This window comes from Microbacterium commune (assembly GCF_014836945.1).
In the GTDB taxonomy this organism is placed as follows: domain Bacteria; phylum Actinomycetota; class Actinomycetes; order Actinomycetales; family Microbacteriaceae; genus Microbacterium; species Microbacterium commune.
The window spans coordinates 87,493-110,100 of record NZ_JACSPX010000001.1 but is presented as its reverse complement, the minus strand read 5'-3'; the positions used below and the strand labels follow the sequence as shown (position 1 = coordinate 110,100).

24 protein-coding genes, 1 tRNA gene and 1 other RNA gene are annotated in these 22,608 nt (G+C 69.3%); 15 read left to right on the top strand and 11 right to left on the bottom strand.

Annotated elements, in window-relative coordinates; translation table 11 throughout:
* Positions 1-53 precede the first annotated feature (53 nt).
* Positions 54-926: a diaminopimelate epimerase gene (dapF, locus tag H9633_RS00575; protein WP_191711736.1), complete on the top strand. Its 873-nt coding sequence runs from the start codon at positions 54-56 to the stop codon at positions 924-926.
* Between the two features lie 10 nt (positions 927-936).
* On the opposite strand, the gene H9633_RS00570 is transcribed toward dapF, so the two are convergent.
* Complete coding sequence (locus tag H9633_RS00570; protein ID WP_071642396.1) at positions 937-1,584, bottom strand: class I SAM-dependent methyltransferase; 648 nt, start codon at positions 1,582-1,584, stop codon at positions 937-939.
* Between the two features lie 70 nt (positions 1,585-1,654).
* Here H9633_RS00570 and hflX point away from each other — a divergent pair, with 70 nt between their 5' ends.
* The gene (hflX, locus tag H9633_RS00565; RefSeq protein WP_071642398.1) at positions 1,655-3,163 is read left to right on the top strand and encodes a GTPase HflX; all 1,509 of its coding nucleotides are present in this window, start codon (positions 1,655-1,657) and stop codon (positions 3,161-3,163) included.
* 44 nt (positions 3,164-3,207) lie between these two features.
* On the opposite strand, the gene H9633_RS00560 is transcribed toward hflX, so the two are convergent.
* Entirely contained in the window at positions 3,208-3,861 is a 654-nt protein-coding gene (locus tag H9633_RS00560) for an SIMPL domain-containing protein (protein WP_191711735.1), read from the bottom strand.
* Between the two features lie 145 nt (positions 3,862-4,006).
* Between H9633_RS00560 and ssrA the strand changes: the two genes are divergently transcribed.
* Positions 4,007-4,376, top strand: a transfer-messenger RNA (tmRNA) gene (gene ssrA, locus H9633_RS00555).
* 47 nt (positions 4,377-4,423) lie between these two features.
* Here ssrA and H9633_RS00550 read toward each other — a convergent pair.
* Positions 4,424-5,029 (bottom strand): TetR/AcrR family transcriptional regulator, encoded by a 606-nt coding sequence (locus H9633_RS00550; RefSeq protein WP_191711734.1) that lies wholly within the window; start codon positions 5,027-5,029, stop codon positions 4,424-4,426.
* A 117-nt stretch (positions 5,030-5,146) separates the two neighbouring features.
* Here H9633_RS00550 and H9633_RS00545 point away from each other — a divergent pair, with 117 nt between their 5' ends.
* Complete coding sequence (locus tag H9633_RS00545; protein WP_071642404.1) at positions 5,147-5,344, top strand: hypothetical protein; 198 nt, start codon at positions 5,147-5,149, stop codon at positions 5,342-5,344.
* Positions 5,345-5,392: 48 nt separating this feature from the next.
* Here the strand turns inward: H9633_RS00545 and H9633_RS00540 are convergent, their stop codons facing one another.
* The gene (locus H9633_RS00540; protein ID WP_191711733.1) at positions 5,393-5,962 is read right to left on the bottom strand and encodes a hypothetical protein; all 570 of its coding nucleotides are present in this window, start codon (positions 5,960-5,962) and stop codon (positions 5,393-5,395) included.
* A gap of 43 nt (positions 5,963-6,005) precedes the next feature.
* Entirely contained in the window at positions 6,006-6,815 is an 810-nt protein-coding gene (locus tag H9633_RS00535; RefSeq protein WP_191711732.1) for an inositol monophosphatase family protein, read from the bottom strand.
* A gap of 197 nt (positions 6,816-7,012) precedes the next feature.
* Here H9633_RS00535 and H9633_RS00530 point away from each other — a divergent pair, with 197 nt between their 5' ends.
* Positions 7,013-7,312 carry a hypothetical protein gene (locus H9633_RS00530; RefSeq protein WP_071641044.1) on the top strand — a complete coding sequence of 100 codons (300 nt, stop codon included), beginning with the start codon at positions 7,013-7,015 and terminating at the stop codon, positions 7,310-7,312.
* A gap of 107 nt (positions 7,313-7,419) precedes the next feature.
* On the opposite strand, the gene H9633_RS00525 is transcribed toward H9633_RS00530, so the two are convergent.
* Positions 7,420-7,492: transfer RNA gene (locus tag H9633_RS00525), tRNA-Lys, on the bottom strand.
* A gap of 93 nt (positions 7,493-7,585) precedes the next feature.
* Positions 7,586-8,674, bottom strand: a complete 1,089-nt coding sequence (locus H9633_RS00520) for an LOG family protein (RefSeq protein WP_191711731.1) — start codon at positions 8,672-8,674, stop codon at positions 7,586-7,588.
* A 99-nt stretch (positions 8,675-8,773) separates the two neighbouring features.
* Between H9633_RS00520 and H9633_RS00515 the strand changes: the two genes are divergently transcribed.
* Complete coding sequence (locus H9633_RS00515; protein ID WP_191711730.1) at positions 8,774-9,259, top strand: hypothetical protein; 486 nt, start codon at positions 8,774-8,776, stop codon at positions 9,257-9,259.
* A 41-nt stretch (positions 9,260-9,300) separates the two neighbouring features.
* On the opposite strand, the gene H9633_RS00510 is transcribed toward H9633_RS00515, so the two are convergent.
* Genes H9633_RS00510 through H9633_RS00500 form a run of 3 tightly spaced genes read right to left on the bottom strand, consistent with a single transcriptional unit; the run spans position 9,301 to position 11,799 of the window.
* The gene (locus H9633_RS00510; protein WP_191711729.1) at positions 9,301-10,527 is read right to left on the bottom strand and encodes an MFS transporter; all 1,227 of its coding nucleotides are present in this window, start codon (positions 10,525-10,527) and stop codon (positions 9,301-9,303) included.
* A complete protein-coding gene (locus tag H9633_RS00505) occupies positions 10,524-10,970 on the bottom strand; it encodes a MarR family winged helix-turn-helix transcriptional regulator (RefSeq protein WP_071640919.1) in 447 nt (148 codons plus the stop codon). Before H9633_RS00505 ends, H9633_RS00510 begins: the two co-directional genes overlap by 4 nt.
* 34 nt (positions 10,971-11,004) lie before the next feature.
* Complete coding sequence (locus H9633_RS00500; RefSeq protein WP_071640918.1) at positions 11,005-11,799, bottom strand: IclR family transcriptional regulator; 795 nt, start codon at positions 11,797-11,799, stop codon at positions 11,005-11,007.
* Between the two features lie 101 nt (positions 11,800-11,900).
* Between H9633_RS00500 and H9633_RS00495 the strand changes: the two genes are divergently transcribed.
* From H9633_RS00495 to H9633_RS00485, 3 genes are read left to right on the top strand one after another with little or no spacing between them, the layout of a single operon-like run.
* Positions 11,901-12,677, top strand: coding sequence for a CoA transferase subunit A (locus H9633_RS00495; protein WP_191711728.1), 777 nt, complete (start codon positions 11,901-11,903; stop codon positions 12,675-12,677).
* A 2-nt stretch (positions 12,678-12,679) separates the two neighbouring features.
* Positions 12,680-13,333: a CoA transferase subunit B gene (locus H9633_RS00490; RefSeq protein ID WP_177243778.1), complete on the top strand. Its 654-nt coding sequence runs from the start codon at positions 12,680-12,682 to the stop codon at positions 13,331-13,333.
* Positions 13,330-14,508, top strand: coding sequence for an acetyl-CoA C-acetyltransferase (locus H9633_RS00485; RefSeq protein WP_191711727.1), 1,179 nt, complete (start codon positions 13,330-13,332; stop codon positions 14,506-14,508). Before H9633_RS00490 ends, H9633_RS00485 begins: the two co-directional genes overlap by 4 nt.
* 60 nt (positions 14,509-14,568) lie before the next feature.
* On the opposite strand, the gene H9633_RS00480 is transcribed toward H9633_RS00485, so the two are convergent.
* The gene (locus H9633_RS00480; RefSeq protein ID WP_071640912.1) at positions 14,569-14,847 is read right to left on the bottom strand and encodes a hypothetical protein; all 279 of its coding nucleotides are present in this window, start codon (positions 14,845-14,847) and stop codon (positions 14,569-14,571) included.
* 134 nt (positions 14,848-14,981) lie between these two features.
* Between H9633_RS00480 and H9633_RS00475 the strand changes: the two genes are divergently transcribed.
* The 6 genes from H9633_RS00475 (at position 14,982) to ilvN (ending at position 22,591) form a co-directional block, all read left to right on the top strand.
* Positions 14,982-16,205: an MFS transporter gene (locus H9633_RS00475; protein ID WP_071640910.1), complete on the top strand. Its 1,224-nt coding sequence runs from the start codon at positions 14,982-14,984 to the stop codon at positions 16,203-16,205.
* A gap of 72 nt (positions 16,206-16,277) precedes the next feature.
* Complete coding sequence (locus H9633_RS00470; protein WP_191711726.1) at positions 16,278-17,705, top strand: alpha,alpha-trehalose-phosphate synthase (UDP-forming); 1,428 nt, start codon at positions 16,278-16,280, stop codon at positions 17,703-17,705.
* Entirely contained in the window at positions 17,702-18,499 is a 798-nt protein-coding gene (otsB, locus tag H9633_RS00465; protein WP_071640906.1) for a trehalose-phosphatase, read from the top strand. The genes H9633_RS00470 and otsB overlap by 4 nt, the downstream gene beginning before the upstream one ends.
* Positions 18,500-18,508: 9 nt before the next feature.
* Positions 18,509-20,242, top strand: coding sequence for a dihydroxy-acid dehydratase (ilvD, locus tag H9633_RS00460; protein ID WP_071640904.1), 1,734 nt, complete (start codon positions 18,509-18,511; stop codon positions 20,240-20,242).
* A 33-nt stretch (positions 20,243-20,275) separates the two neighbouring features.
* Entirely contained in the window at positions 20,276-22,078 is a 1,803-nt protein-coding gene (locus H9633_RS00455; RefSeq protein WP_071640902.1) for an acetolactate synthase large subunit, read from the top strand.
* A 3-nt stretch (positions 22,079-22,081) separates the two neighbouring features.
* The gene (gene ilvN / locus H9633_RS00450; RefSeq protein WP_071640900.1) at positions 22,082-22,591 is read left to right on the top strand and encodes an acetolactate synthase small subunit; all 510 of its coding nucleotides are present in this window, start codon (positions 22,082-22,084) and stop codon (positions 22,589-22,591) included.
* Positions 22,592-22,608 lie beyond the last annotated feature (17 nt).

The window sequence follows — 22,608 nt, the reverse complement described above, 5'->3', positions numbered from 1 at the left end:
TCCTGTGCGGTCGCTGCCGTGTCGCCGGTGCGCCGCCTCCCTAGACTGTTCGCATGGTCGCATTCACCAAGGGGCACGGCACCGGCAACGACTTCGTGATCATCGAGGACGTCGACGGCGGACTCGACCTCACACCCGCCCGGGTGCAGGCGCTCTGCGACCGGAACTTCGGCGTCGGCGGCGACGGCGTGCTGCGAGTGGTGCGCTCCCGTGCGCTGCCCGAGGGTGCGGCGGCTCTCGCCGAGGAGCCCGATGCCGAGTGGTTCATGGACTACCGCAACGCCGACGGCTCGATCGCCGAGATGTGCGGCAACGGCATCCGGGTCTTCGCGCACTATCTGCTGCGCGCCGGTCTCGCGACGATCGAGAGCGGGTCGACGCTGCCGATCGGCACGAGAGCGGGTGTGCGGGATGTGATGCGCTCGGAGAACGGCTACCAGGTCGATCTCGGCTTGTGGAAGCTCTCCGGTGGCGAGCCGCTCGCCCGTGCCGCCGGTCTCTCCGTGCCCCGACCGGGGCTCGGCATCGACGTCGGCAACCCTCATGTGGTCGTCGCTCTGGCATCCGACGAGGAACTGGCCGGGCTCGACCTCGATCCCACTCCCGTGCTGGACCCCGCGCCTGTCGACGGCGCGAATGTCGAGTTCGTCGTCCCGGCGGAGCCCCTGGTGCGAGACGGCGTCGGGCACGTGCGCATGCGCGTGCACGAACGCGGCGTGGGCGAGACGCTCAGCTGCGGCACGGGGGTCGCGGCTACCGCCCTGGCGGTGCGCCACTGGGCGGGCGCCCGCGCACCGCACCACTGGCGCGTCGAGGTGCCGGGTGGAGTGCTGGGTGTGCGGATGTTCCCCGCCGAAGACGGGGAGCACGTCGCACTGTCCGGGCCCGCGCAACTGGTCTACCGCGGCGAGATCGACCTCGTCTGAGGCCGGTCGGTCATCCGGGCAGCGTGATCGGGGCTGTCGGCGGCGTGCCGTGCCGACGCACCTTCAGGATCCGATACCCCTTCCCGGTCGCTGCGCGCGTCACGCTGAAGCCGGGGGAGAAGACCGTCGACATCCACCGCTGCAGCGAGTCGGAGCCGAGGTTGCGCTGCACGACCAGCCACGCGTCGCTGCGCTCGTCGAGACGGGGGATCCAGCGCTCCAGCATGTCGTGCAGCTCGCTCTTGCCCACCCGGATCGGCGGGTTGGAGCGGATGGTGGTGAACACGACATCAGCGGGAACATCTTCCGGCTTCACGGCGTTGACGTTGGTGAGGCCGAGAGACTCGGCGTTGCGTCGGGTCAGATCCAGGGCCCGCTCGTTCACGTCGACAGCCCAGATGGTGGCGTTCGGCGATGAGAGGGCCATGGTGAGACTGATCGGACCCCAACCGCACCCGAGGTCGAGGAAGTTGCCACTCGGCGGCAGAGGAGCCATGTTGGCGAACAGCACCGCGGTGCCCGTGTCGAGGCGGTCAGGGCTGAACACGCCGCCTGCGGTGGTCACCGCACGCTCACGGCCCGCGAGCGGGACGGTGATGGTTCGAAGGTTCTCGGCACTGGCCGGGGCCGCACTGAAGTAATGATCGGACGACGGCATGCAGTGAGCGTACCGGACGTCGCGGGCTAAGGTTAAGGCGCTTCTCAGAGAGGACAGAGTTCACCACCGGATGACGAACCCCAACGACGACAACAGCACACAGGATGCCCTGGATCGCGTGCTCGCGAACGCCGAGCCGCGTACTCAGGCACGCGTGTTCGGCACCGCCCAGGCGCTGCAGGATGCAGCATCCGCCGCCCACACCGACGCGGACGGCGAGCAGTGGGACCTTCAGGACAGGCACGCGCTGCGCCGCGTCGCCGGACTATCCACCGAACTCGAGGACGTCACCGAGGTCGAATACCGGCAGCTGCGCCTGGAGAACGTCGTGCTCGTCGGCGTGTACCCGCAGGGCGCGCAGGAGGATGCCGAGAACTCGCTGCGCGAGCTCGCGGCCCTCGCCGAGACGGCCGGTGCGGTGGTGCTCGACGGACTGCTGCAGCGCAGGCCGCACCCCGACCCCGCGACCTACCTCGGTCGGGGCAAGGCGCAGGAGCTCAAGGAGATCGTCGCCGCCGTGGGCGCCGACACGGTGATCGCCGACACCGAGCTCGCCTCCAGCCAGCGACGCGCACTCGAGGACGTCGTGAAGGTGAAGGTCATCGACCGCACCACCGTGATCCTCGACATCTTCAGCCAGCACGCGAAGAGCCGCGAGGGCAAGGCGCAGGTCGAGCTGGCGCAGCTCGAGTACCTGCTCCCGCGCCTGCGAGGCTGGGGTGAGTCGATGAGCCGGCAGGCCGGTGGCCAGGTGGGCGCCGGCGGCGCGGGCATGGGATCGCGCGGACCGGGTGAGACGAAGATCGAGCTCGACCGCCGCCGCATCCGCACGCGTATGGCGCAGCTGCGCAAGCAGATCCGCGACTTCGCGCCGGCACGCGACGCCAAGCGCGCCGAGCGCAAGCGCAACACCATCCCGTCGGTCGCGATTGCCGGGTACACGAACGCCGGCAAGTCGAGCCTGCTGAACGCGCTGACCAGCGCGGGCGTGCTCGTCGAGAACGCCCTGTTCGCGACCCTCGATGCCACGGTGCGGCGTGCGGAATCGGCCGACGGCCGCGTGTACACGCTCGCCGACACTGTCGGCTTCGTGCGCAATCTGCCGCACCAGCTGGTCGAGGCTTTCCGTTCGACGCTGGAGGAGGTCGGCCAGGCCGACCTGCTCGTGCACGTCGTCGACGGTTCGCATCCCGACCCGTCGGCGCAGCTGCAGACGGTGCGCGACGTGATCGGCGACGTCGGCGGCCGCGACATCCCCGAGATCGTCGTGTTCAACAAGGCAGACCTGATCGACGACGACGAACGACTCGTGCTGCGCGGTCTCGCGCCCGACGCCCACTTCGTCTCCTCCCGCACGGGCGAGGGCATCGCCGAGCTGCGCGCCGAGATCGAGCGCCGACTCCCGATGCCCGCGATCGAGGTGCGCGCGCTCGTGCCGTACGACCGAGGGGATCTCGTCTCGGCGGTGCACGAGAGCGGGGTGCTCATCTCGGCCGAGCACGAGGAGAACGGCACCGCAGTGCACGCGCACGTGTCCGAGCGTCTGGCTGCCGAGCTGGCACCCTTCGCCATCAGCTGACGAGTGTGCTGCGGGCGGTGGATCCGCCCGCAGCGCAGCCGGTGTCAGGATGCCGAGAAGCGGCCTTCGACGGTGGCGGAGACGGTGATCTCCTCGCCCTGGAACTCCATCGCAGGTGACGCATCGAAGCCGCCGGCGGCGCGCATCGCGACCGGCATGAAGGTGGGAGTCTCGGCGGAGATCAGGCCTCGATCGGCGATCTCCACCGGGGTGAGCGTGCGCAGTCCGAGCGCTTCGGCGTAGGCCTGCGCGCGCGACACGGCCACGCCGACAGCCTGAGTGGCGACCTCGCGCTCCACCTCGCGTTCGGTCTCGGGGGTGAGATGCCAGTCGACGCCGCCGAGTGCGATGCCGTCCTCACCGGCGAGCTCCGTGGCCCAGAGCGAGAGCTCCGAGATGTCGGCGAAGGTGGCGGTGAAGTCGATGCTCGCCCGATACACGGGTGCGAGCTTGCGGCCGTCGGCGTTCCACGGGCGCTCGCCGTACACGCTCAGCCGCTGGCTCGTCCACGCGGTCACGCTGCCGGCCTGCTCCCGCGCGACGATGTCCTCGCGCACAGGTTCGGCGAGCGCGAGCACGCGACGGACGACCTCTTCGCGCTCGGGGCCGTCGAGTGCCACGGTGAGCCTGATCGTGGCGCGCTCGGGTGCGACTCTCAGCTCGTGCTCGCCGCGGACGGTGATGATGACTTCGCTCATGCGAGCGACTGTACGGCACACGGGCGACAGGTCGGTCGCGGAATAGCATCCGGCGTCGATCCGTTGTAGTCTGTGATGCTCGGGAGCACCTGCTCCCGCTGATAATTCCACAGTGTGACAGCGGCTCCTTCGCAAGAAGGTTCACGGGGCTGATCGGTTTCGACGGCGCCTGTGTATCGACGAGAAGCGGGCCGAGGATGCAGGGTTATCTCGTGAACGCTCCCTGCAAAACCATAGTTGCCGAAACCAAGCGCAACGACTTCGCCCTCGCTGCCTAAGCGAGCCCGATAGTCCGTCAGACCGTAGCTGATCCCGCTACGGACCCTGGCGTCATCTAGGGATCTTGCTGCGTGACGGCGTCTGGACGTCACGTGGGACTCTTCCCAGACTGGGCTCGTCGACTTAGGTGTCTGTGACAAAGGTCGGAGCCGAGCAGAACGCTTTCACAGACTGCGCCCGGAGAAGACGTGGATGAGCAGCGTCGGACGGGGGTTCGATTCCCCCCAGCTCCACCAAGCCGCTGTCACTGTGGAACATCGGTCCTGGCGTGTCGTCTGCCGCGTCACGCTCGCGGGCGCAGCCCGTCGAGCGCGACCGTCCGGATTTCGGCGCCCAGCAGCTCCGGGTCGACGGGGCCGTCCGGTCGGTACCATTCGACGACCGAGTTGATCATCCCGAAGATCAGGCGGGTGGCCACACCGGCATCCAGATCCGCTCTCACGAGTCCCTCCGCCTGGGCCTCCCGCACGAGACCGGTCACCGTGTGATCGAAGCGTCGGCGGCGCTCCAGGGCGGCCAGCTCGATGTCGCTGTTGCCGCGCAGACGCAGCAGCAGGGTCACCTGCGGCAGCCGTTCGGTCAGCACGCGCACGGCGCCGTCGACGATGGCGGTGAGCCGTGCGTCGGCGGTCGGATGCCCGAGCGCCGCCTGCAGAGCATCCTCCAGGCCGCCGAGGGCCTCGTTGAGGGCGATCTGGAGGATCTGCTCCTTCGAGTCGACGTGGTGGTACAGCGCGGACTTCGTCACCCCGAGCCGAGCGGTCAGATCTGCCACCGAGGTCGCGTCGTAGCCCTGCTCGTTGAACAGCTGAACGCCGACACGGATCACATCGGCGCGGTCGTGTCCTGGGCGCCCGCGGCGGGACGGGCGGCCGGTCGTCGCGGTCACGGTCGGCTCCTCGGCATGCCCCAACTCTAGCCGCGCGCGCTCGACGGATGCGGCCGCGGAGCCGCCCGTCAGACCGGTAAGCTGAGGGGGTAATCCGACGATCGGAAAGGCTTCGACATGGTCGACTTCATCGTGTTCCTCGTGCTGTTCCTGGGCGGCATGTGGCTTCTCGGCGCCTCTTGGGAGATGCCCGCATGGCAGGGCGTGGCCTTCAGCGCCGGCATCATCCTGGTCAGCCTCGCCATGGCCTACGTGATGCGCCAGCGCGGTTCGGCGACGCGTCGCACCGACAGCTGGGGTCAGCGCCAGAAGTGACGTCAGGCGCCGCCCGCGGGCGGCGCCTTCACCCCAGGGCCTGTTCGCTCATCCCTTCCATTCGATGAGCAGCAGGCCCTGTTTCGTGTCGGCGAACTTCACCCATCCGTCGCCGAACTCGTAGGTCATGCCGAAGCCGTCCTCGTCGGTCGCGATGGCGTACGCGGGGTCCTCGGTGAAGTACACCAGATCGCCGTCGGTCGATCGCAGCCAGCCGTCCCGCTTCAGGTTCGACTGCGCGACGTCGGCGGTGCGCGCGTCGAGTGTTCCCCACCCGTACATCTGGCCGTGGTCGGACGCCGTGCTGAAGTCGGCCCACATGCACAGCAGACCGTCCTCGACGAGCGTCTCGCCGATGCGCAGCTCCTCCTGCTTCGAGGTCCATCCCTGGGAGGTCAGGGCCTCGACGGTTCCCGGGGTGATGATCGTCTTGCAGGTGGGTTCGGCGCCGGGCGTCGGCGTCTTGACGTCGACCGGAGCCGTGGTCGCGGCGGTCGTCGGCTCGGCGCTCGTCGACGGGCTAGAGGAGGGCGGGGGCGTGGGGTCAGGGGCGGCGCAGGATGCCAGCATCAGGACGGCTGCGAGCGCGCTGAAGGTGAGGGGGATGCGGGGGCTCATAAGGGGGATCCGGGGAGGGGGAGGGGGAGGGGCAGCGGCGCGCTCAGGGGAGGCGCGCGTCGCGGAACAGGGACAGGAAACGGTCGTGCAGGATGCCGTTCGTGGCGAGCGTGGACAGCGCCGACAGGGTCTCGGTTCCGTCGAAGGCGGTCATGCGGCCGCCCGCTTCTCGAACGATCGCCACGGCCGCGGCGATGTCGTACTCCTTGACGTCGAACTCGGCGACCATGTCGATGCGGCCCTCGGCGAGCAGCATGTAGCTGTACACGTCACCGTATGCGCGGTCGCGCCAGACGCGATCGGCGACGGCGTGGAGCTCGGGGAGCCGTCCGGCGTCGGCCCACTGGGCGATGCTCTGGAAGCTGATGCTCGCGTCGCCGAGCGAGTCGACGTCTGACACCGACAGGCGGCGGGGGGCGTCGGCAGTGTTCGTCCACGCGCCGAGGCCGTCTGCGGCCCACCAGCGGCGTGACAGCGCGGGCATGCTGACCACCCCGACGCGCGGCACACCGTCGAACGCGAGGGCGATCATCGTGCCCCACAGCGGCACGCCGCGCAGGAAGTTCGCGGTGCCGTCGATCGGGTCGATGATCCACTGACGCCGGGAGTCGCCCTGCGCACCGTACTCCTCGCCGAAGATGCCGTCGCCGGGGCGTTCAGCGGCCAGCAGCTCGCGGACCGCGCGCTCTGTGGCGAAGTCGGCGTCGGTCACGTGCGAGCGGTCTGCCTTGCGCGAGATCTGCAGATCGGCCGCGTCGAAGCGGGGGAGCGACTGGGCGTCGGCGGCGTCGGCCAGCCGCAGCGCGAGCGCGAGATCGGCAGTGAGGTCGGCGTCATCGCGGGTGTCGGTCACCTATCCAGGATAAGCCGCGTCCCTCGCTCGAACCGGCCTGCAGGATATCGGTCCAGACACGAAACGATCCGTTCCGTCCGTCCCGCGCGGCTCCCCTGACAGCCGGGATCCGAGCGCCGAGGGCATCCATGCTCTCTCTCCCGGTGCCGCCTCGCAACCCCATCGGTGGATCTCGCGCCGAGGGCTAACGTGTGGGCATGGCCGACTCTGCACTTGATGCTCGAAAGACGATCTCCATAGACGGTGCGACGGTCGTGCTCTCCGCGACAGAGGACATGGATGAGCTGCAGCACGTCGTTCAGGAGGCCGTCGATCACCACCGCTTCGTGCAGATCACCGCTGCGAACGGCACCGACCTGCGTGTGCTCATGTCTGCGGATCGGCGTGTGACGATCGCGGTGGTGCCGCCGTGGGCGGTGCCGGAAGAGCAGCCGTACGCCGACGTGGACGTCGAGGTGGATGTCGACGTCGGGACGATCGGCTTGTTCGACCTCTGACCGGCGCGGTGCCGTCGGGCTCGGGATCGCTCCACGCGACTGCTGTTCCTCATGGCCCTGACATGCAGAGAGCCCCGATAGATGGCGAGATCTACCGGGGCTGTCCGTGCACCCCCAGGGACTTGAACCCTGAACCCACTGATTAAGAGTCAGTTGCTCTGCCGATTGAGCTAGAGGTGCGTGGCCCGGGAAGATTTCCCCGGCCGAGGAATTACATTACCAGCGGCCGGGGGTCGCGCCAAATCCCCGCGGTTCGCCGGGCGGGTCACGGTGTCATGTGCCACGCGAGGCCAGCTCGGCCGCCTCCTGCACGGTGTCGACGAGGTGCACGTGGTGCTGCATCGGCCGTCCGGCGGCGAGCGCGGCCAGCAGGGGCCAGGCCGGGTACTGCTCGGTCCAGTACTCACGCCCGACCAGGATCATCGGCGCGACCGACGACTCGTCGGCGTAGAAGTTCTCGCAGGCATCCTGGAAGATCTCCTGCACGGTTCCGCCCGAGCCGGGCAGGAACACGATCCCGGCCTGGCACACCTCCAGGAGGATCGCCTCGCGCCGCGCGTTGCGGAAGTACTTCGCGATGGCGCTGGCGAACGGGTTGGGCGGCTCGTGCCCGTAGTGCCAGGTGGGGATGCCGAGGGAGTCGCCGCCGTCGGGGAACTCCCGACGCACGGCGAACGCGGCATCGACCCACGCGGCGACTCTGGGGGCGAAGCTCGGCACCGCGGCGAGCATCGACAGCGCGCGCTCCCTGGCATCCGCTCCTCGGCCCGCCAGATACCCACCCAGGTTGACGGCCTCCATCGCACCGGGACCGCCGCCGGTCGCGACGGTCAGCGCCGCGGACAGCCGCTGCCCGAGTTCGACGCCGTCGGCGTACTCACGACTGCCGCGCACCACGCCGTGCCCGCCCATGACGCCGACGAGGCGCCTGCCGGCGACCCACTCGGCGAGCGCGACATCGATGGTGTGATCGTGCAGCGATTTCGCGAGCGCGGCATCCCTGGACGTCGCGCGCTCCGACCAGGCGTAGGTGCGCGCGTCGAGGCTGTCGCCGTAGTCGGCGGCGTCGAAGAGATCGGTGGGCGTGTACAACGTCGTGCGGTAGGTGTCGATCGGGATGCCAGGCACCTCCGGGAACACCACCGCGCCGCGTGCCCGCACCGACGACTCGTCGGCGAGGTTCAGGCTGCAGCCCAGGAACAGGGCTCCGCTGACCTCGACCGACCTCAGGGCGCTGCTTCGCTCTGTGAGGTCGAGTGCACGCATCCGCCAGCCGGAGAGTGAACGGACGCCGGCCGCGACACGGCGGTCGAAGTCCTCGAGCGTGTCGACGTCGACGACCCGTCCGCGCGTTCTTCTCATGCCACGACCTTAGGGCAGTGCCGAATGGCGACCGCGCGGAACGAGCCTCTTCCGTCTCGGGCGCGCCGGTGGGAACATGGCGGACAGGAGGTGGCTCTCATGATCGATCTCGATGACATCGACACCGATGAGGACGGCGCGCTCACCGCGACTGTCGAACTGCCCGGAGGTCGACGCGTCACGGTCGAATACGAATTCGACGAGGAGTTCGACCACGACGAGGACGACGACGAGCAGGGCGACGAGGATGAGGATCCGATCGAGCGTGAGGATCTTCCCGACCTCGACACGATGCAGGAGACAGTGAAGCATGCCCTGGCGCGGCTGACCGAGGAGATCCTCGACGGGCGCGAGGGCGAGGTCGTCGAAGCGCTCACCGAAGCCGCCTACGAGGACGACGATGATGAGGTCGACATGGTCGAGGCGCTGCAGGCGCTCAGGGACGACATCGCGCTCGACGGGGTGGTCGTGTTCGGTGACGGCGGCATCACGCTGCTCTTCATCGCCCCGGAGGAGTACCCGGACCTGATCATCTACTGCCTGCTCGACGAGGACCTCGAGATCGACGACCTGATGGTGGAGTGATCACCCCGCACGCATGACCGCGCGCACCGTCTCGCCGCGCATCACGTCGCGTCCCCGATGAGGACGGCCGCGGCATCCTCGCCCTCGTCGCTGCCGGACTCGTCGATGTGGGCGAGCGCCCGTCGACCGAGGAGCACGGTGAGGGCGGCGAGCAGCACGGCTCCGGCGGCGAAGAGGTAGGGCACCGTGTCGCCGTAGGCGTGCGCGAGGGCTGCGGCCGTGGGTGGCGCCATCGCACCGCCCAGGAAGCGCACGGCGGAGTACGCCGACGAGGCGACTGACCGGGGCAGGTCGGTCGCCTCCATCACGGCCTCGGTCAGAACGGTGTTCATCACGCCCAGCAGCAGACCCCCGGCGACGATGCACACCACCAGAGCGGCGGGGCTGGCGACGACGATGCCTGCGGCGATGAGGTCGACGGCCAGCAGCGCCAGGGCGACGAGCATGATCGATGTACGCGAGGTGCGCCGCATCAGAGCGGGAGCCACCCAGACGCTGGTCACCGCCAGAGCGACGCCCCAGCCGAAGAAGGTCAGGCCGATGCCCATGGCGCCGAACCCGAGAGGGAACGGCGAGAACGCCAGAAGCACGAAGAACCCGATGTTGTAGAACAGGGCGGCGACGGCGAGAACGGCGAGCGCAGGGCGACGCAGTGCGCGGAACGGTGCGGAGAACGGCATCGGTTCCCGGCGCTCGCCGTCTGGGCGCACGAGGGTGAGCACCGCGATGAACCCGATCGCCATCAGCGCCACCACGCCGAAGAACGGGCCTCGCCAGCTGAGTTCGCCGAGCAGCCCGCCCAGCAGCGGGCCGACCGCGATGCCCAGGCCGAGCGCCGCCTCGTAGAGCACGATGGCGGCGCCGCTGCCTCCGGCTGCCGCGCCGACGATCGTCGCGAGCGCGGTGGAGATGAACAGCGCGTTGCCCAGCCCCCACCCGGCACGGAACCCGATCACTCCGACGACGCTGCCGCTGAGTGCGCACAGCAGCGCGAACACCACGATCAGGCCGAGGCCGACGAGCAGGGTCGCCTTCGCGCCGATCCGGCTGGAGATCCAGCTGGTGATGAGCATCGCGAGGCCGGTGACCAGCAGATAGCTGGTGAAGAGCAGCTCAGTCTCGACCGGTGAGGCCTCGAGCGACTCGGCGATCGCGGGCAGGATCGGGTCGACCAGGCCGATGCCCATGAATGCGACGACGCAGGCGAAGGCGACCGCCCACACCTGTGCCGGCTGGCGCCAGATCGATCCCTGGGGTGTTCCGCTCATCCGCGTGCTCCTGTCATGTCGTCGGGCGTGCTCTGCGCGCGCTCGCCGAGGATGGCGGCGGTGCGCTCGATCGCCCGCCAGTCGTCATCGCCCAGGTCGTCGAAGCGCGGCGCGAGAGTCGTGCCCAGTTCGGTGCGCCATTCGTGCAGTGCGCGGATGCCCGCCGCTGTCGCGGTGACGACGGTGGCTCGTGAGTCGCGGGGGTCGGCGCCACGCTCGACGAGCCCGGCGCTCTCGAGCGCACCGATCAGCCGCGTCATCCCCGGCTGGGTGGTTCGCGCGGCGGATGCCAGGGCGCCGAGACGCATTCCGCCTCGCTGGTCGAGGATGCTGAGGGTGCGCCATTGCGCGGAGGGCGCATCGTTCCCGGCGTCGTGCGCCGCGATGCGGGCGAGGGCGTGCGCGGCGAGCACGATGGCGGTGATCGCTTCGGCTTTATGCATACCACCTAGTATATACCTAGTGGTATCTATCTCCTCAGTGCCGGGCGGTCGCGACCCGTGACGAGAGCTGATGAGCATGCGAGAGCAGGGTGCGACCGAGCAGGGGAAGACGATCGGGGGCGAAGCGGAACCCCACGCCGGTGATGCTCAGCGCCCACTCCGGTCGGCCCTGACGGTCGAACACAGCCGCGGCCATGCCCCACGACCCCTCGACGATCAGACCGGGGTTCACCGAATACCCGCGGGCCCTCGTCTCGCGCAGCCGGCGCCGCAGGGGTTCGTCGCCGTGCGCCGTGCCCCACCGGCTCTCCAGCTCCGGGTGTCGTTGCAGGTAGGCATCCACATCGTGGTCGGGAAGGAATGCCAGAACGGCCAGCCCCGCGCTCGCGACGCCGAGGGGAAAGCGCACCCCTTCGCTGAGCACGAACGAGCGGATGGGGAACGACCCCTCCTCGCGCACCAGGCATACGGTCTCGTCGGCCCGTCGCGTCGACAGGAACGCGCTCTCCTCCGTCTTGACGGCGAGGGAGCGCACGATGTCGCGCGACAGCTCGGTGATGTCGTACCGTGCCGCGGCGACGGTTCCCATCAGATAGAGCTCGGGCCCTGGCATCCATCGGGCGGTGTCCTCGTCCTGGTCGACGAGGCCCTCGACGCGCAGTGCCGTGAGCAGACGATGTGCGGTCGAGCGACTGAGCCCGGCGTCGCGCGACAGCGTCTGCAGGCTGGCGCCGTCGGCGGATGCCGAGACGAGACGCAGCAGCGCGGCCGCCCTGGCGACCGCCTGCGCGCCGGGCACGGTGCGACGCGATGGAAGCGGTGATTCCACAATGTGGACGCTATCGCGCAATGCGACCACATCGCAAGCACCGCCTTGCCCACCGGGTCGACCGGACCGATGCTGGAAGCACCGCACACGAAGGAGTGGTCTTGATCGACAAGCAGTTCCCATCCGCGGCGGAGGCCGTCGCCGACATCCCGGACGGTGCCACGCTCGCCGTCGGCGGCTTCGGCCTCTCGGGCAACCCCATGGCCCTCATCGAGGCGCTGCACGCCCACGGCACAGGCGACCTCAGCGTGGTCAGCAACAACTGCGGTGTCGACGACTGGGGCCTGGGCATCCTGCTCGCCGCACGTCGGATCCGCAAGATGACCTCCTCGTACGTCGGCGAGAACAAGGAGTTCGAGCGGCAGTTCCTCGAGGGCGACCTCGAGCTCGAGCTCACCCCGCAGGGCACCCTCGCGGAGAAGCTGCGTGCCGGCGGCTCGGGCATCGCCGCCTTCTTCACCCAGACGGGCGTCGGCACCCAGGTCGCCGAGGGCGGCCTCCCGCGCCGGTACAACCCCGACGGGTCGATCGCCGTGGCCTCGCCCGTCAAGGATGTCCGCAGCTTCGACGTCGACGGGGAGCAGCGCGACTTCGTGCTCGAGGAGGCGATCAGGACCGATTTCGCGCTGGTGCACGCGCTCCGGGGAGACCGGCACGGCAATCTCGTGTTCAACAAGGCGGCGCGCAACTTCAATCCCCTCGCCGCGATGGCGGGGCGCATCTGCATCGCCCAGGTCGAGGAGCTCGTCGAACCGGGAGAGCTCGATCCCGACAGCATCCATCTGCCGGGCGTGTACGTGCACCGTGTGGTCGAGGTGGGCGGCGACATCGAGAAGCGCATCGAGCGCCGCACCACCCGCACCCAGGAAGGAGCCTGATCATGGCGCTCACCCGCAGCGAGATGGCAGCCCGCGCCGCGCAGGAGCTCGCCGACGGCGAGTACGTCAACCTCGGCATCGGCCTGCCGACCCTGGTGCCCAATCACGTGCCCGACGATGTGACCGTCGTGCTGCAGTCCGAGAACGGAATCCTCGGGGTCGGCCCGTATCCGATGGAGGAGGACGTCGACCCCGACCTGATCAATGCAGGCAAGGAGACGGTCACCCTGCTGCCCGGGGCGGCGTTCTTCGACTCCGCGACCAGCTTCGGCATGATCCGCGGGGGCAAGATCGACGCCGCCATCCTCGGCGCCATGCAGGTCTCGGCCACCGGCGATCTGGCCAACTGGATGATCCCCGGCAAGATGGTCAAGGGCCCGGGCGGCGCGATGGACCTCGTGCACGGCGCCCGGCGCGTGATCGTCCTCATGGAGCACGTCGCGAAGGACGGCTCGGCGAAGATCGTGGACGAGTGCTCGCTCCCGCTCACCGGCAGGGGAGTGGTCGACCGGATCATCACCGACCTCGCCGTCATCGACGTCACCGAGCGGGGTCTCGTGCTCGTCGAGACGGCCCCCGGCGTGAGCGTGCAGGAGGTCATCGCTGCCACCGAACCCGAGCTGAGCATCGCAGAGACCCTGAAGGAGAACTCATGAGCGACATCGTCATCGTCGCCGCCGCCCGCACCCCGCAGGGGCGGTTGAAAGGGCAGCTGGCGTCGTTCACCGCACCGCAGCTGGGCGCGCTGGCCATCAGGGGTGCGCTCGAGCAGGCGGGGATCGCTCCGGATGCCGTCGACGCGGTGATCATGGGTCAGGTGCTCTCCGCCGGTTCAGGCCAAAACGCCGCGCGCCAGGCCGCGATCGGCGCCGGCATCGGATGGGACGTGCCGGCGAGCTCGGTCAACAAGGTCTGCCTCTCGGGGCTCACGGCGATCATCGACGCGGCGCGCATGATCCGCACCGCCGACGCGACCACCGTGGTCGCCGGGGGCATGGAGTCGATGACCAGGGCCCCGCACCTGCTGATGGGCTCACGAGACGGATGGACGTACGGCAGCGTCGAGGTGCTCGACCACATGGCCCACGATGGCCTCACCGACGCCTACGACCGCGAGAGCATGGGCGCCTCGACCGAGCGGCACAACCCGCGGTTCGAGATGACCCGGGAGATCCAGGACGCCGTCGCCGCCCGGTCCCACCAGCGCGCAGCCGCGGCTCAGGCGGAGGGCGTCTTCGACGCCGAGATCGTCGAGGTGCCGGTGCCGCAGCGCAAGGGCGCCCCGGTGATCGTCACCAACGACGAGGGCATCCGTCCAGACACCACCGTGGAGTCGCTCGCGGGTCTGCGAGCGGCCTTCGCGGAGGGCGGGACGATCACCGCCGGCAACGCATCGCAGATCTCCGACGGCGCCGCTGCGGTCATCGTGACGACACGCGACAATGCGGATGCCCGTGGGTGGCCGGTGCTCGCCGTCGTCGGAGCGAGCGGTCAGACCGCCGGGCCCGACAACTCGCTGCAGGCGCAGCCGGCGCGCGCGATCGAGCGCGCGCTCGAGAAGCAGGGCATCACGGTCGAGCAGCTCGACCTCGTGGAGATCAACGAGGCGTTCGGGGCCGTCGTCGCGCGATCGCAGCAGGAGCTGGGGCTGTCGAACGACATCGTGAACGTGCACGGCGGCGGCATCGCCATCGGGCATCCGATCGGCGCCAGTGGCACGCGGCTCGTCGTCCACCTCGCGCACGAACTCGTCAGGCGTGGATCGGGGACCGCGGTCGCCGCCCTGTGCGGTGGCGGGGGTCAGGGCGAGGCGCTGATCCTCACCCGCTGATGCCCGACGCGGACCGTCGCACCCACCGCCTGCGCGCCGAGCGCGCGGCACGGACGGGGATCAGCGCTGCTTCGAGAGGCGCTTGACCTCGTCGCGCCGCTTCTCGCGACGCTCTTTCTTGTCGGGCTTGGGCGCGAACGGCGAGTCGGCCGAGACGGGCAGACCCTTGTCGAGGCGGCGCATGTCCTTGACCGCACCGATCGCGAGCGAGAGCGTGATCGCCCAGCTGACCCAGGCGAGGATGGCCCGCCACGTGAACTTCTGGCCGCGCGAACCGCGCAGCAGGGTCCATCCCGTGGAGATGGCGCTGAAGAGTCCGGTGCGAAGGAGGTAACGCATGCCCCCACGCTATCCGAGGGCACCGGATGCTCGGGTAGGGTTGACAGCAGATCCTGCTGTGTATCTACCGGCCGCCGGCATCCCGGCGGACAACGGCGGCACCTGACCCGCGTCCTCTGACGTGTGAGAGCCACATGACACAGATCACCGCCTCTTCGCCGAGCCTGCTGCGGCTGACCGGCATCCCCTATTTCGTGATCGCGTTCATCGCGCGACTGCCGTTCGCCATGATGGTCGTCGGTGTGCTGACCATGGTGGTCGCCGTCCGCGGTTCGCTGAGTCTCGGCGGACTCACCTCCGCCGCCGTCGGCTTCGGCACCGCTCTGGTCGGCCCTTTCCTCGGCGCCGCGGCCGACCGGTGGGGGCAGCGACCGGTGCTGCTGCTGTGCGGGGTGCTGAACGCCGCGATGCTCGCCGTCTTCGCCCTGATCGTGTACGCGCCCGCCGCCGACGTCGTCGTGCTGGCATCGGCCTTCACCATCGGCGCGACCGCACCGCAGGTCTCGCCGATGTCGCGCTCGCGGCTGGTCACGATCATCGCCGAGCGGATGCCCGAGATGCAGCGAGCCCGCACGACCTCGGCGACCATGTCGTACGAGTCGGCCGCAGACGAGACGGTGTTCGTGTTCGGACCCTTCCTCGTCGGCGTCCTTGCGTCGTTCATCGCGCCGTGGGCCCCCATCGCGATCGCGTCCGCGCTGACTCTTCTCTTCGTGGGCGCGTTCGCGCTGCACCCCACCGGACGCCACGTCTCGGTCGAGCGGGACGCCGAGGGCCGCGCCCCGTCGGCCGTGGGCGAACTGTTCCGGCCCGTTCTGCTCGTCGTGGTGACGGGGATCTTCGGTGTCGGTCTGTTCTTCGGCGCCGCACTCACCGCACTGACCTCGTTCATGGCGGACCGCGGTGCCCCCGAGCAGGCGGGGCTGCTGTACGGCGTGATGGGTGTCGGCTCCGCGGTGCTCGCCCTCGGTGTCGCGTGGCTGCCGCCGCGCTTCACGCTGCACGCTCGGTGGATCGTGTTCGCGACGATCCTTGTGGCGGGCTCGGTGCTCTTCGCGATCGCGGATTCGGTGACCGCGATGACCATCGCTCTCGCGCTGGTGGGCATCGGCGTCGGGCCGACCATCGTGACGCAGTACAGTCTCGGCGCCGCACGCAGCCCGCGGGGGCGCTCGGCGACGGTCATGACCATGCTCGGCTCAGGCGTCGTCGTCGGCCAGGCGGTGGCGTCCGCCGGCACCGGCGCGATCGCCGAGAGCGCCGGCACGCCCGTCGCGCTGGTCCTGCCGCTCATCGCCGCGGCGATCGTGCTGATCGCCGGCATCGCGAATCGACTGATCAGTCCTGTGCAGCGCTGAGGGCGACCCGTCAACCCCCGTAACCCGCGCCGCGGTCGTCGATAGCCTGGAGTCACCGAGCAGAGGAGTCTCATGGTCGCCGCAGAGTTCGTCGTCGTCGCCAACCGCCTTCCGGTCGATCGGATCCTCACACCCGACGGCGAGGAGATCTGGCGCACCTCTCCCGGTGGGCTGGTGGCGGCTCTGGAGCCGATGATGCGCAGCGTCGACGGCGCGTGGGTCGGCTGGGCAGGGCAGGCGGACCTTCAGATCGAGCCGTTCGAGGCCGACGGCATCCGGCTGCTTCCGGTGACCCTCTCCGAGCAGGAGATCCAGGACTACTACGAGGGCTTCTCGAACGACACGATCTGGCCGCTCTACCACGACGTCATCGCGCCCCCGCAGTACCACCGCGAGTGGTGGGAGGCCTACGTCGAGGTGAACCGGCGATTCGCCGAGGCGGCGGCCGACGCCGTCGCCGAGGGCGGGACCGTGTGGGTGCACGACTACCAGCTGCAGCTCGTTCCCGAGATGGTGCGTGGCCTGCGCCCCGACGTGACGATCGGCTACTTCCACCACATCCCGTTCCCCTCGCACGGCCTCTACGCCCAGCTTCCCTGGCGCGACCAGGTGCTGCGCGGACTGCTGGGCGCCGACGTGATCGGATTCCAGCGCGCGCAGGACGCGGCGAACTTCCTCGCGGCGGCCAAGCGCCGCCTGAGTCACGAGACCAAGGCTTCCAGCATCACTCTGCCCGACGGGCGGATGCCGCTGGTGAAGGCGTTCCCGATCTCGATCGACACCACCCCGTACCGCGAGCTGGCCCAGCGCCCGGACATCCGCGCGCGAGCGCTCGAGATCCGCGAGGGCCTCGGCAACCCGAAGCACATCCTGCTCGGCGTCGACCGACTCGACTACACGAAGGGCATCCGCCACCGCATCAAGGCGTACGGGGAGCTGCTCGATCAGGGGCGCATCTCGGTCGAGGACGTCGCCTTCATCCAGGTCGCCAGCCCGAGTCGCGAGCGCGTCGACGCGTACATGCACCTGCGCGACGAGGTGGAGCTGGCGATCGGACGCATCAACGGCGACCACGACACGCTCGGGCACACGGCCATCCGCTACCTGCACCAGGGATTCCCGCGCGAGGAGATGGTCGCGATGTACCTCGCGGCAGACGTCATGCTCGTGACCGCGCTGCGCGACGGCATGAATCTCGTGGCGAAGGAGTACGTGGCCACCCGCGCCGACAACCGCGGCGTGCTCGTGCTCAGCGAGTTCACCGGAGCCGCCGACGAGCTGCGGCAGGCGCTGCGGATCAATCCGCACGACATCGAGGGCGTCAAGGACGCGATCGTCGGCGCGATCGAGATGCCCCGTGCCGAGCAGAGCAAGCGGATGCGGGCGCTGCGCAAGCGCGTGCTCGAGAACGATGTCGACGCCTGGTCGCAGTCGTTCCTCCGCGCTCTCGAACAGGCCGGACGAACCCGCCACCGTCGACACGAGGGAGCGCACGGATGACCCGCGACTGGCACCCCGGCTCCGCCGATCCGGCGGTGTCGGCGATCGCCCGCACCGAGACGCTGCTGGTCGCCCTCGACTTCGACGGCACGGCATCCGAGCTCGTCACGGAGCCCATGTCGGCACGCGCGATCCCCGCCGTGAAGAAGGCGATCGCCGACCTCACGGCTCTCCCGCGCACGACGGTCGCCTTCGTCTCGGGACGCAGCCTCGTGCACCTGCGCGAGATCGCCGAGCACGACGACGAGTCGTCGATCGTGCTGGCCGGCTCCCACGGCGCGCAGTACTGGTACCCGGGGGAGAGCGGGGCGGATGCCGGTGTCGACGACCCCGACCGCGCCCTGCGCGACGCTCTGCTGGAAGAGCTCGCTCCTCTGCTGAGCGGCTACCCGGGCGTCGAGCTGGAGAGCAAGACGTTCGGGATCGGCATCCACGGACGCCCCGCCAGGCAGGAAGTAGAGCGCGAGGCGTTCCGCGTCGTCGACGAGGTGTTCGCGCGTCGGGCGAGGCACTGGCGCCGCCGCACCGGCGACCGCATCCTCGAGTACTCCTCGCGCGACGAGGGCAAGGACACGGCGATCGCCGTGCTGCGCGAGCGCACGGGCGCCACGGGCATCCTGTTCGCGGGCGACGACGTGACCGACGAGGACGCCCTGCGGGTGCTGACCGGCGACGATCTCGGGGTGCGCGTCGGACCGGGGGAGACCGCCGCCGCGCTGCGTGTGGGATCCCCACAGCAGATCGCGGAACTTCTGGAAGTCATCGCGTCGGAACGGGCCGCCCGGCCGGAATAGACTTCCGTCATGTCCACCCGCGATTCTCAGCCCGGCACGTCGGGCGCCCAGCCAGACATCGACATCAAGCCCCGCAGCCGCGTCGTCACTGACGGCATCGAGGCGACCACCTCCCGCGGCATGCTCCGCGCCGTGGGCATGGGCGACGCGGACTGGGACAAGCCGCAGATCGGCATCGCGTCGAGCTGGAACGAGATCACGCCCTGCAACCTGAGCCTCGACCGGCTCGCACAGGGCGCCAAGGAGGGCGTGCACTCGGGCGGCGGGTACCCGCTGCAGTTCGGCACGATCTCCGTCTCGGACGGCATCTCGATGGGCCACGAGGGCATGCACTTCTCGCTCGTGTCTCGCGAGGTCATCGCCGACTCGGTGGAGACGGTCATCATGGCCGAGCGTCTCGACGGCACCGTGCTGCTCGCCGGCTGCGACAAGTCGATCCCCGGCATGCTGATGGCCAGCGCCCGCCTCGGTCTGTCGAGCGTGTTCCTGTACGCCGGATCGATCGCCCCGGGCTGGGTGAAGCTCTCGGACGGCACCGAGAAGGACATCACGATCATCGACTCGTTCGAGGGCGTCGGCGCCTGTCGGGCGGGTCGGATGTCGGAAGAGGACCTCAAGCGCATCGAATGCGCGTTCGCCCCCGGCGAGGGCGCGTGCGGCGGCATGTACACGGCCAACACCATGGCATCCGTCGCCGAGGCGCTCGGTCTGAGCCTGCCCGGCTCCGCGGCTCCGCCCGCAGCCGACCGCCGCCGCGACTACTTCGCTCACCGCTCCGGCGAGGCCGTCGTCAACCTGCTGCGCCAGGGCATCACGACGAAGGACATCCTCACCAAGGAGTCGTTCGAGAACGCGATCGCGCTGGCGATGGCCCTCGGCGGGTCGACGAACGTCGTGCTGCACCTGCTCGCGATCGCCAACGAGGCGGGCATCGAGCTGTCGCTGCACGACTTCAACCGCATCGGCAGCCGCACCCCGCACGTGGCCGACATGAAGCCGTTCGGCAAGTACGTGATGAACGACGTCGACCGCCACGGCGGCATCCCGGTCATCATGAAGGCGATGCTCGACGAGGGACTCATCCACGGAGACGCCCTCACGGTGACCGGCAAGACCGTCGCCGAGAACCTGCGCGACCTGAACCCCGATCCGGTCGACGGCGACGTCATCCACACCTTCGACAACCCGATCCACGCATCCGGCGGCATCACGATCCTGCACGGCTCGCTCGCGCCGGAGGGCGCGGTGGTGAAGTCGGCCGGCTTCGACGCCGACGTGTTCGAGGGCCCCGCACGGGTGTTCGAGCGCGAGCGCGGCGCGATGGACGCGCTGGCCGCGGGAGAGATCAACGCCGGCGATGTGATCGTCATCCGCTACGAGGGACCCAAGGGCGGACCCGGCATGCGCGAGATGCTCGCCATCACCGCGGCCATCAAGGGCGCCGGCCTCGGAAAAGATGTACTACTCTTGACAGACGGACGATTCTCAGGCGGCACAACCGGCCTGTGCATCGGCCACATAGCACCCGAAGCGGTGGACGCTGGTCCCATCGCCTTCGTGCGCGATGGTGATCTGATACGGGTCGATATCGCGGCTCGCTCCCTCGAGCTACTCGTCGAGGAGGCAGAGCTGAGCTCCCGCCGGGAAGGCTGGGAGCCTCTTCCCCCGCGCTATACCCGTGGTGTCCTCGCCAAGTACTCCCGTCTCGTGCGCTCCGCCGCACAGGGCGCGGTGACTGGCTGACCTCTTGACGACACAGATCACCAAGGATGCAAAATGACTCCTGAATCCGCGCCCGCCGTGCCGCGGCCGCCTGCCCGCCCATCAGCCACCCCGGAGATGTCCGGTGCCGAGGCCGTCGTCCGCTCGCTCGAGAAGCTCGGCGTGACCGACGTGTTCGGCATTCCCGGTGGCGCGATCATGCCGGTCTACGACCCGCTCATGGACGCCTCCGGCCTCCGCCATGTGCTCGTGCGCCACGAGCAGGGCGCGGGCCACGCCGCGGAGGGCTACGCCGCGGCCACCGGCAAGGTCGGCGTCTGCATCGCGACCTCCGGCCCCGGCGCGACCAACCTCGTGACCGCGATCGCCGACGCGTACATGGACTCGGTTCCGATGGTCGCGATCACCGGTCAGGTGTTCTCGACCCTGATGGGAACCGACGCGTTCCAGGAAGCCGACATCGTCGGCATCACCATGCCCGTGACCAAGCACTCGTTCCTGGTCAAGAGGGCGGAGGACATCCCCGGCGCCATCGCCGCGGCGTTCGAGGTCGCCTCGACCGGTCGCCCCGGCCCGGTGCTCGTCGACATCACGAAGGACGCGCAGCAGCAGACCGCGCCGTTCGTGTGGCCGCCCCGGATCGACCTGCCCGGCTACCGCCCGGTGACGAAGGCGCACGGCAAGCAGATCCAGGCCGCAGCCACCCTGCTGGCCGAGTCGAAGAAGCCCGTGCTGTACGTCGGCGGCGGTGTGATCCGCGCCCACGCCTCGGCGGAGCTGCTGACCCTCGCCGAGTCGACCGGTGCGCCGGTGGTCACGACGCTGATGGCCCGCGGCGCCTTCCCCGACTCGCACCCGCAGCACCTCGGGATGCCGGGCATGCACGGCACCGTCCCCGCGGTGCTCGCCCTGCAGGAATCCGACCTCATCGTCTCGCTCGGCGCGCGCTTCGACGACCGCGTCACCGGCAAGGCGGCGCTCTTCGCGCCGAACGCGAAGGTCGTGCACGTCGACATCGACCCCGCCGAGATCTCGAAGATCCGCACGGCCGACGTGCCGATCGTCGGCGACGTGCGCGATGTGCTCGTCGACCTCGACACCGCGTTCCGCGGTGCGATCGGCACCGGAACACCGGACACCGAGGAATGGTGGTCGTACCTCGACGGGCTCAAGTCGGAGTTCCCGCTCGGGTACGCCCAGCCGGAGGACGGCCTGATGTCGCCGCAGTACGTCATCCAGCGCATCGGCGAGCTCACCGGTCCCGAGGCGATCTACGCATCCGGAGTCGGACAGCACCAGATGTGGGCCGCGCAGTTCATCAAGTACGAGCGCCCGAATTCGTGGCTGAACTCCGGTGGCGCAGGCACGATGGGCTACTCCGTTCCCGCCGCCATGGGCGCCAAGGTCGCCGAGCCCGATCGCGTGGTCTGGGCGATCGACGGCGACGGATGCTTCCAGATGACCAACCAGGAGCTCGCGACCTGCGTCATCAACAACATCCCGATCAAGGTCGCGATCATCAACAACTCCTCGCTGGGCATGGTGCGCCAGTGGCAGACGCTGTTCTACGAGGGACGCCACTCCAACACCGACCTCAACACGGGCCACGGCACCGTGCGCGTGCCGGACTTCGTCAAGCTCGCCGAGGCGTACGGCTGCCTCGCGCTGCGCGTCGAGAAGGAGGAGGACGTGGATGCCGCCATCCGCACAGCGCTGGAGACCGACGACCGTCCGGTCGTGATCGACTTCGTCGTGAGCGCCGACGCGATGGTGTGGCCGATGGTCCCTCAGGGCGTCAGCAACAGTTACATCCAGTACGCGCGTGAACACGCCCCGGCATTCGACGAGGAGATCTGAGCCATGTCCACACACGTGCTGAGCCTCCTGGTGGAGGACACTCCCGGCATCCTGACCCGCGTCGCGGGCCTGTTCGCCCGCCGCGGCTTCAACATCCACTCCCTCGCCGTCGGCGTGACCGAGGTCGCGGGGATATCCCGCATCACGGTCGTCGTCGATGTCGACGCCCTGCCGCTGGAACAGGTCACCAAGCAGCTGAACAAGCTGATCAACGTGATCAAGATCGTCGAGCTCGAGCCGTCGAGCTCGGTGCAGCGCGAGCACATGCTCATCAAGGTGCGCACCGACAACAACACCCGATCGAACGTGCTCGAGATCGTGAATCTGTTCCGCGCGTCGATCGTGGACTACGCCCCGGATGCCGTGGTCGTCGAGGTCACGGGCGACCAGGGCAAGGTGCAGGCGCTGCTGCGAGCCCTCGAGCCGTTCGGCATCAAGGAGCTCGCCCAGTCGGGCCTGCTCGCCATCGGGCGCGGCGGCAAGAGCATCACCGAGCGCGTCCTGCGCGGCTGACAGACTTTACGAACCAC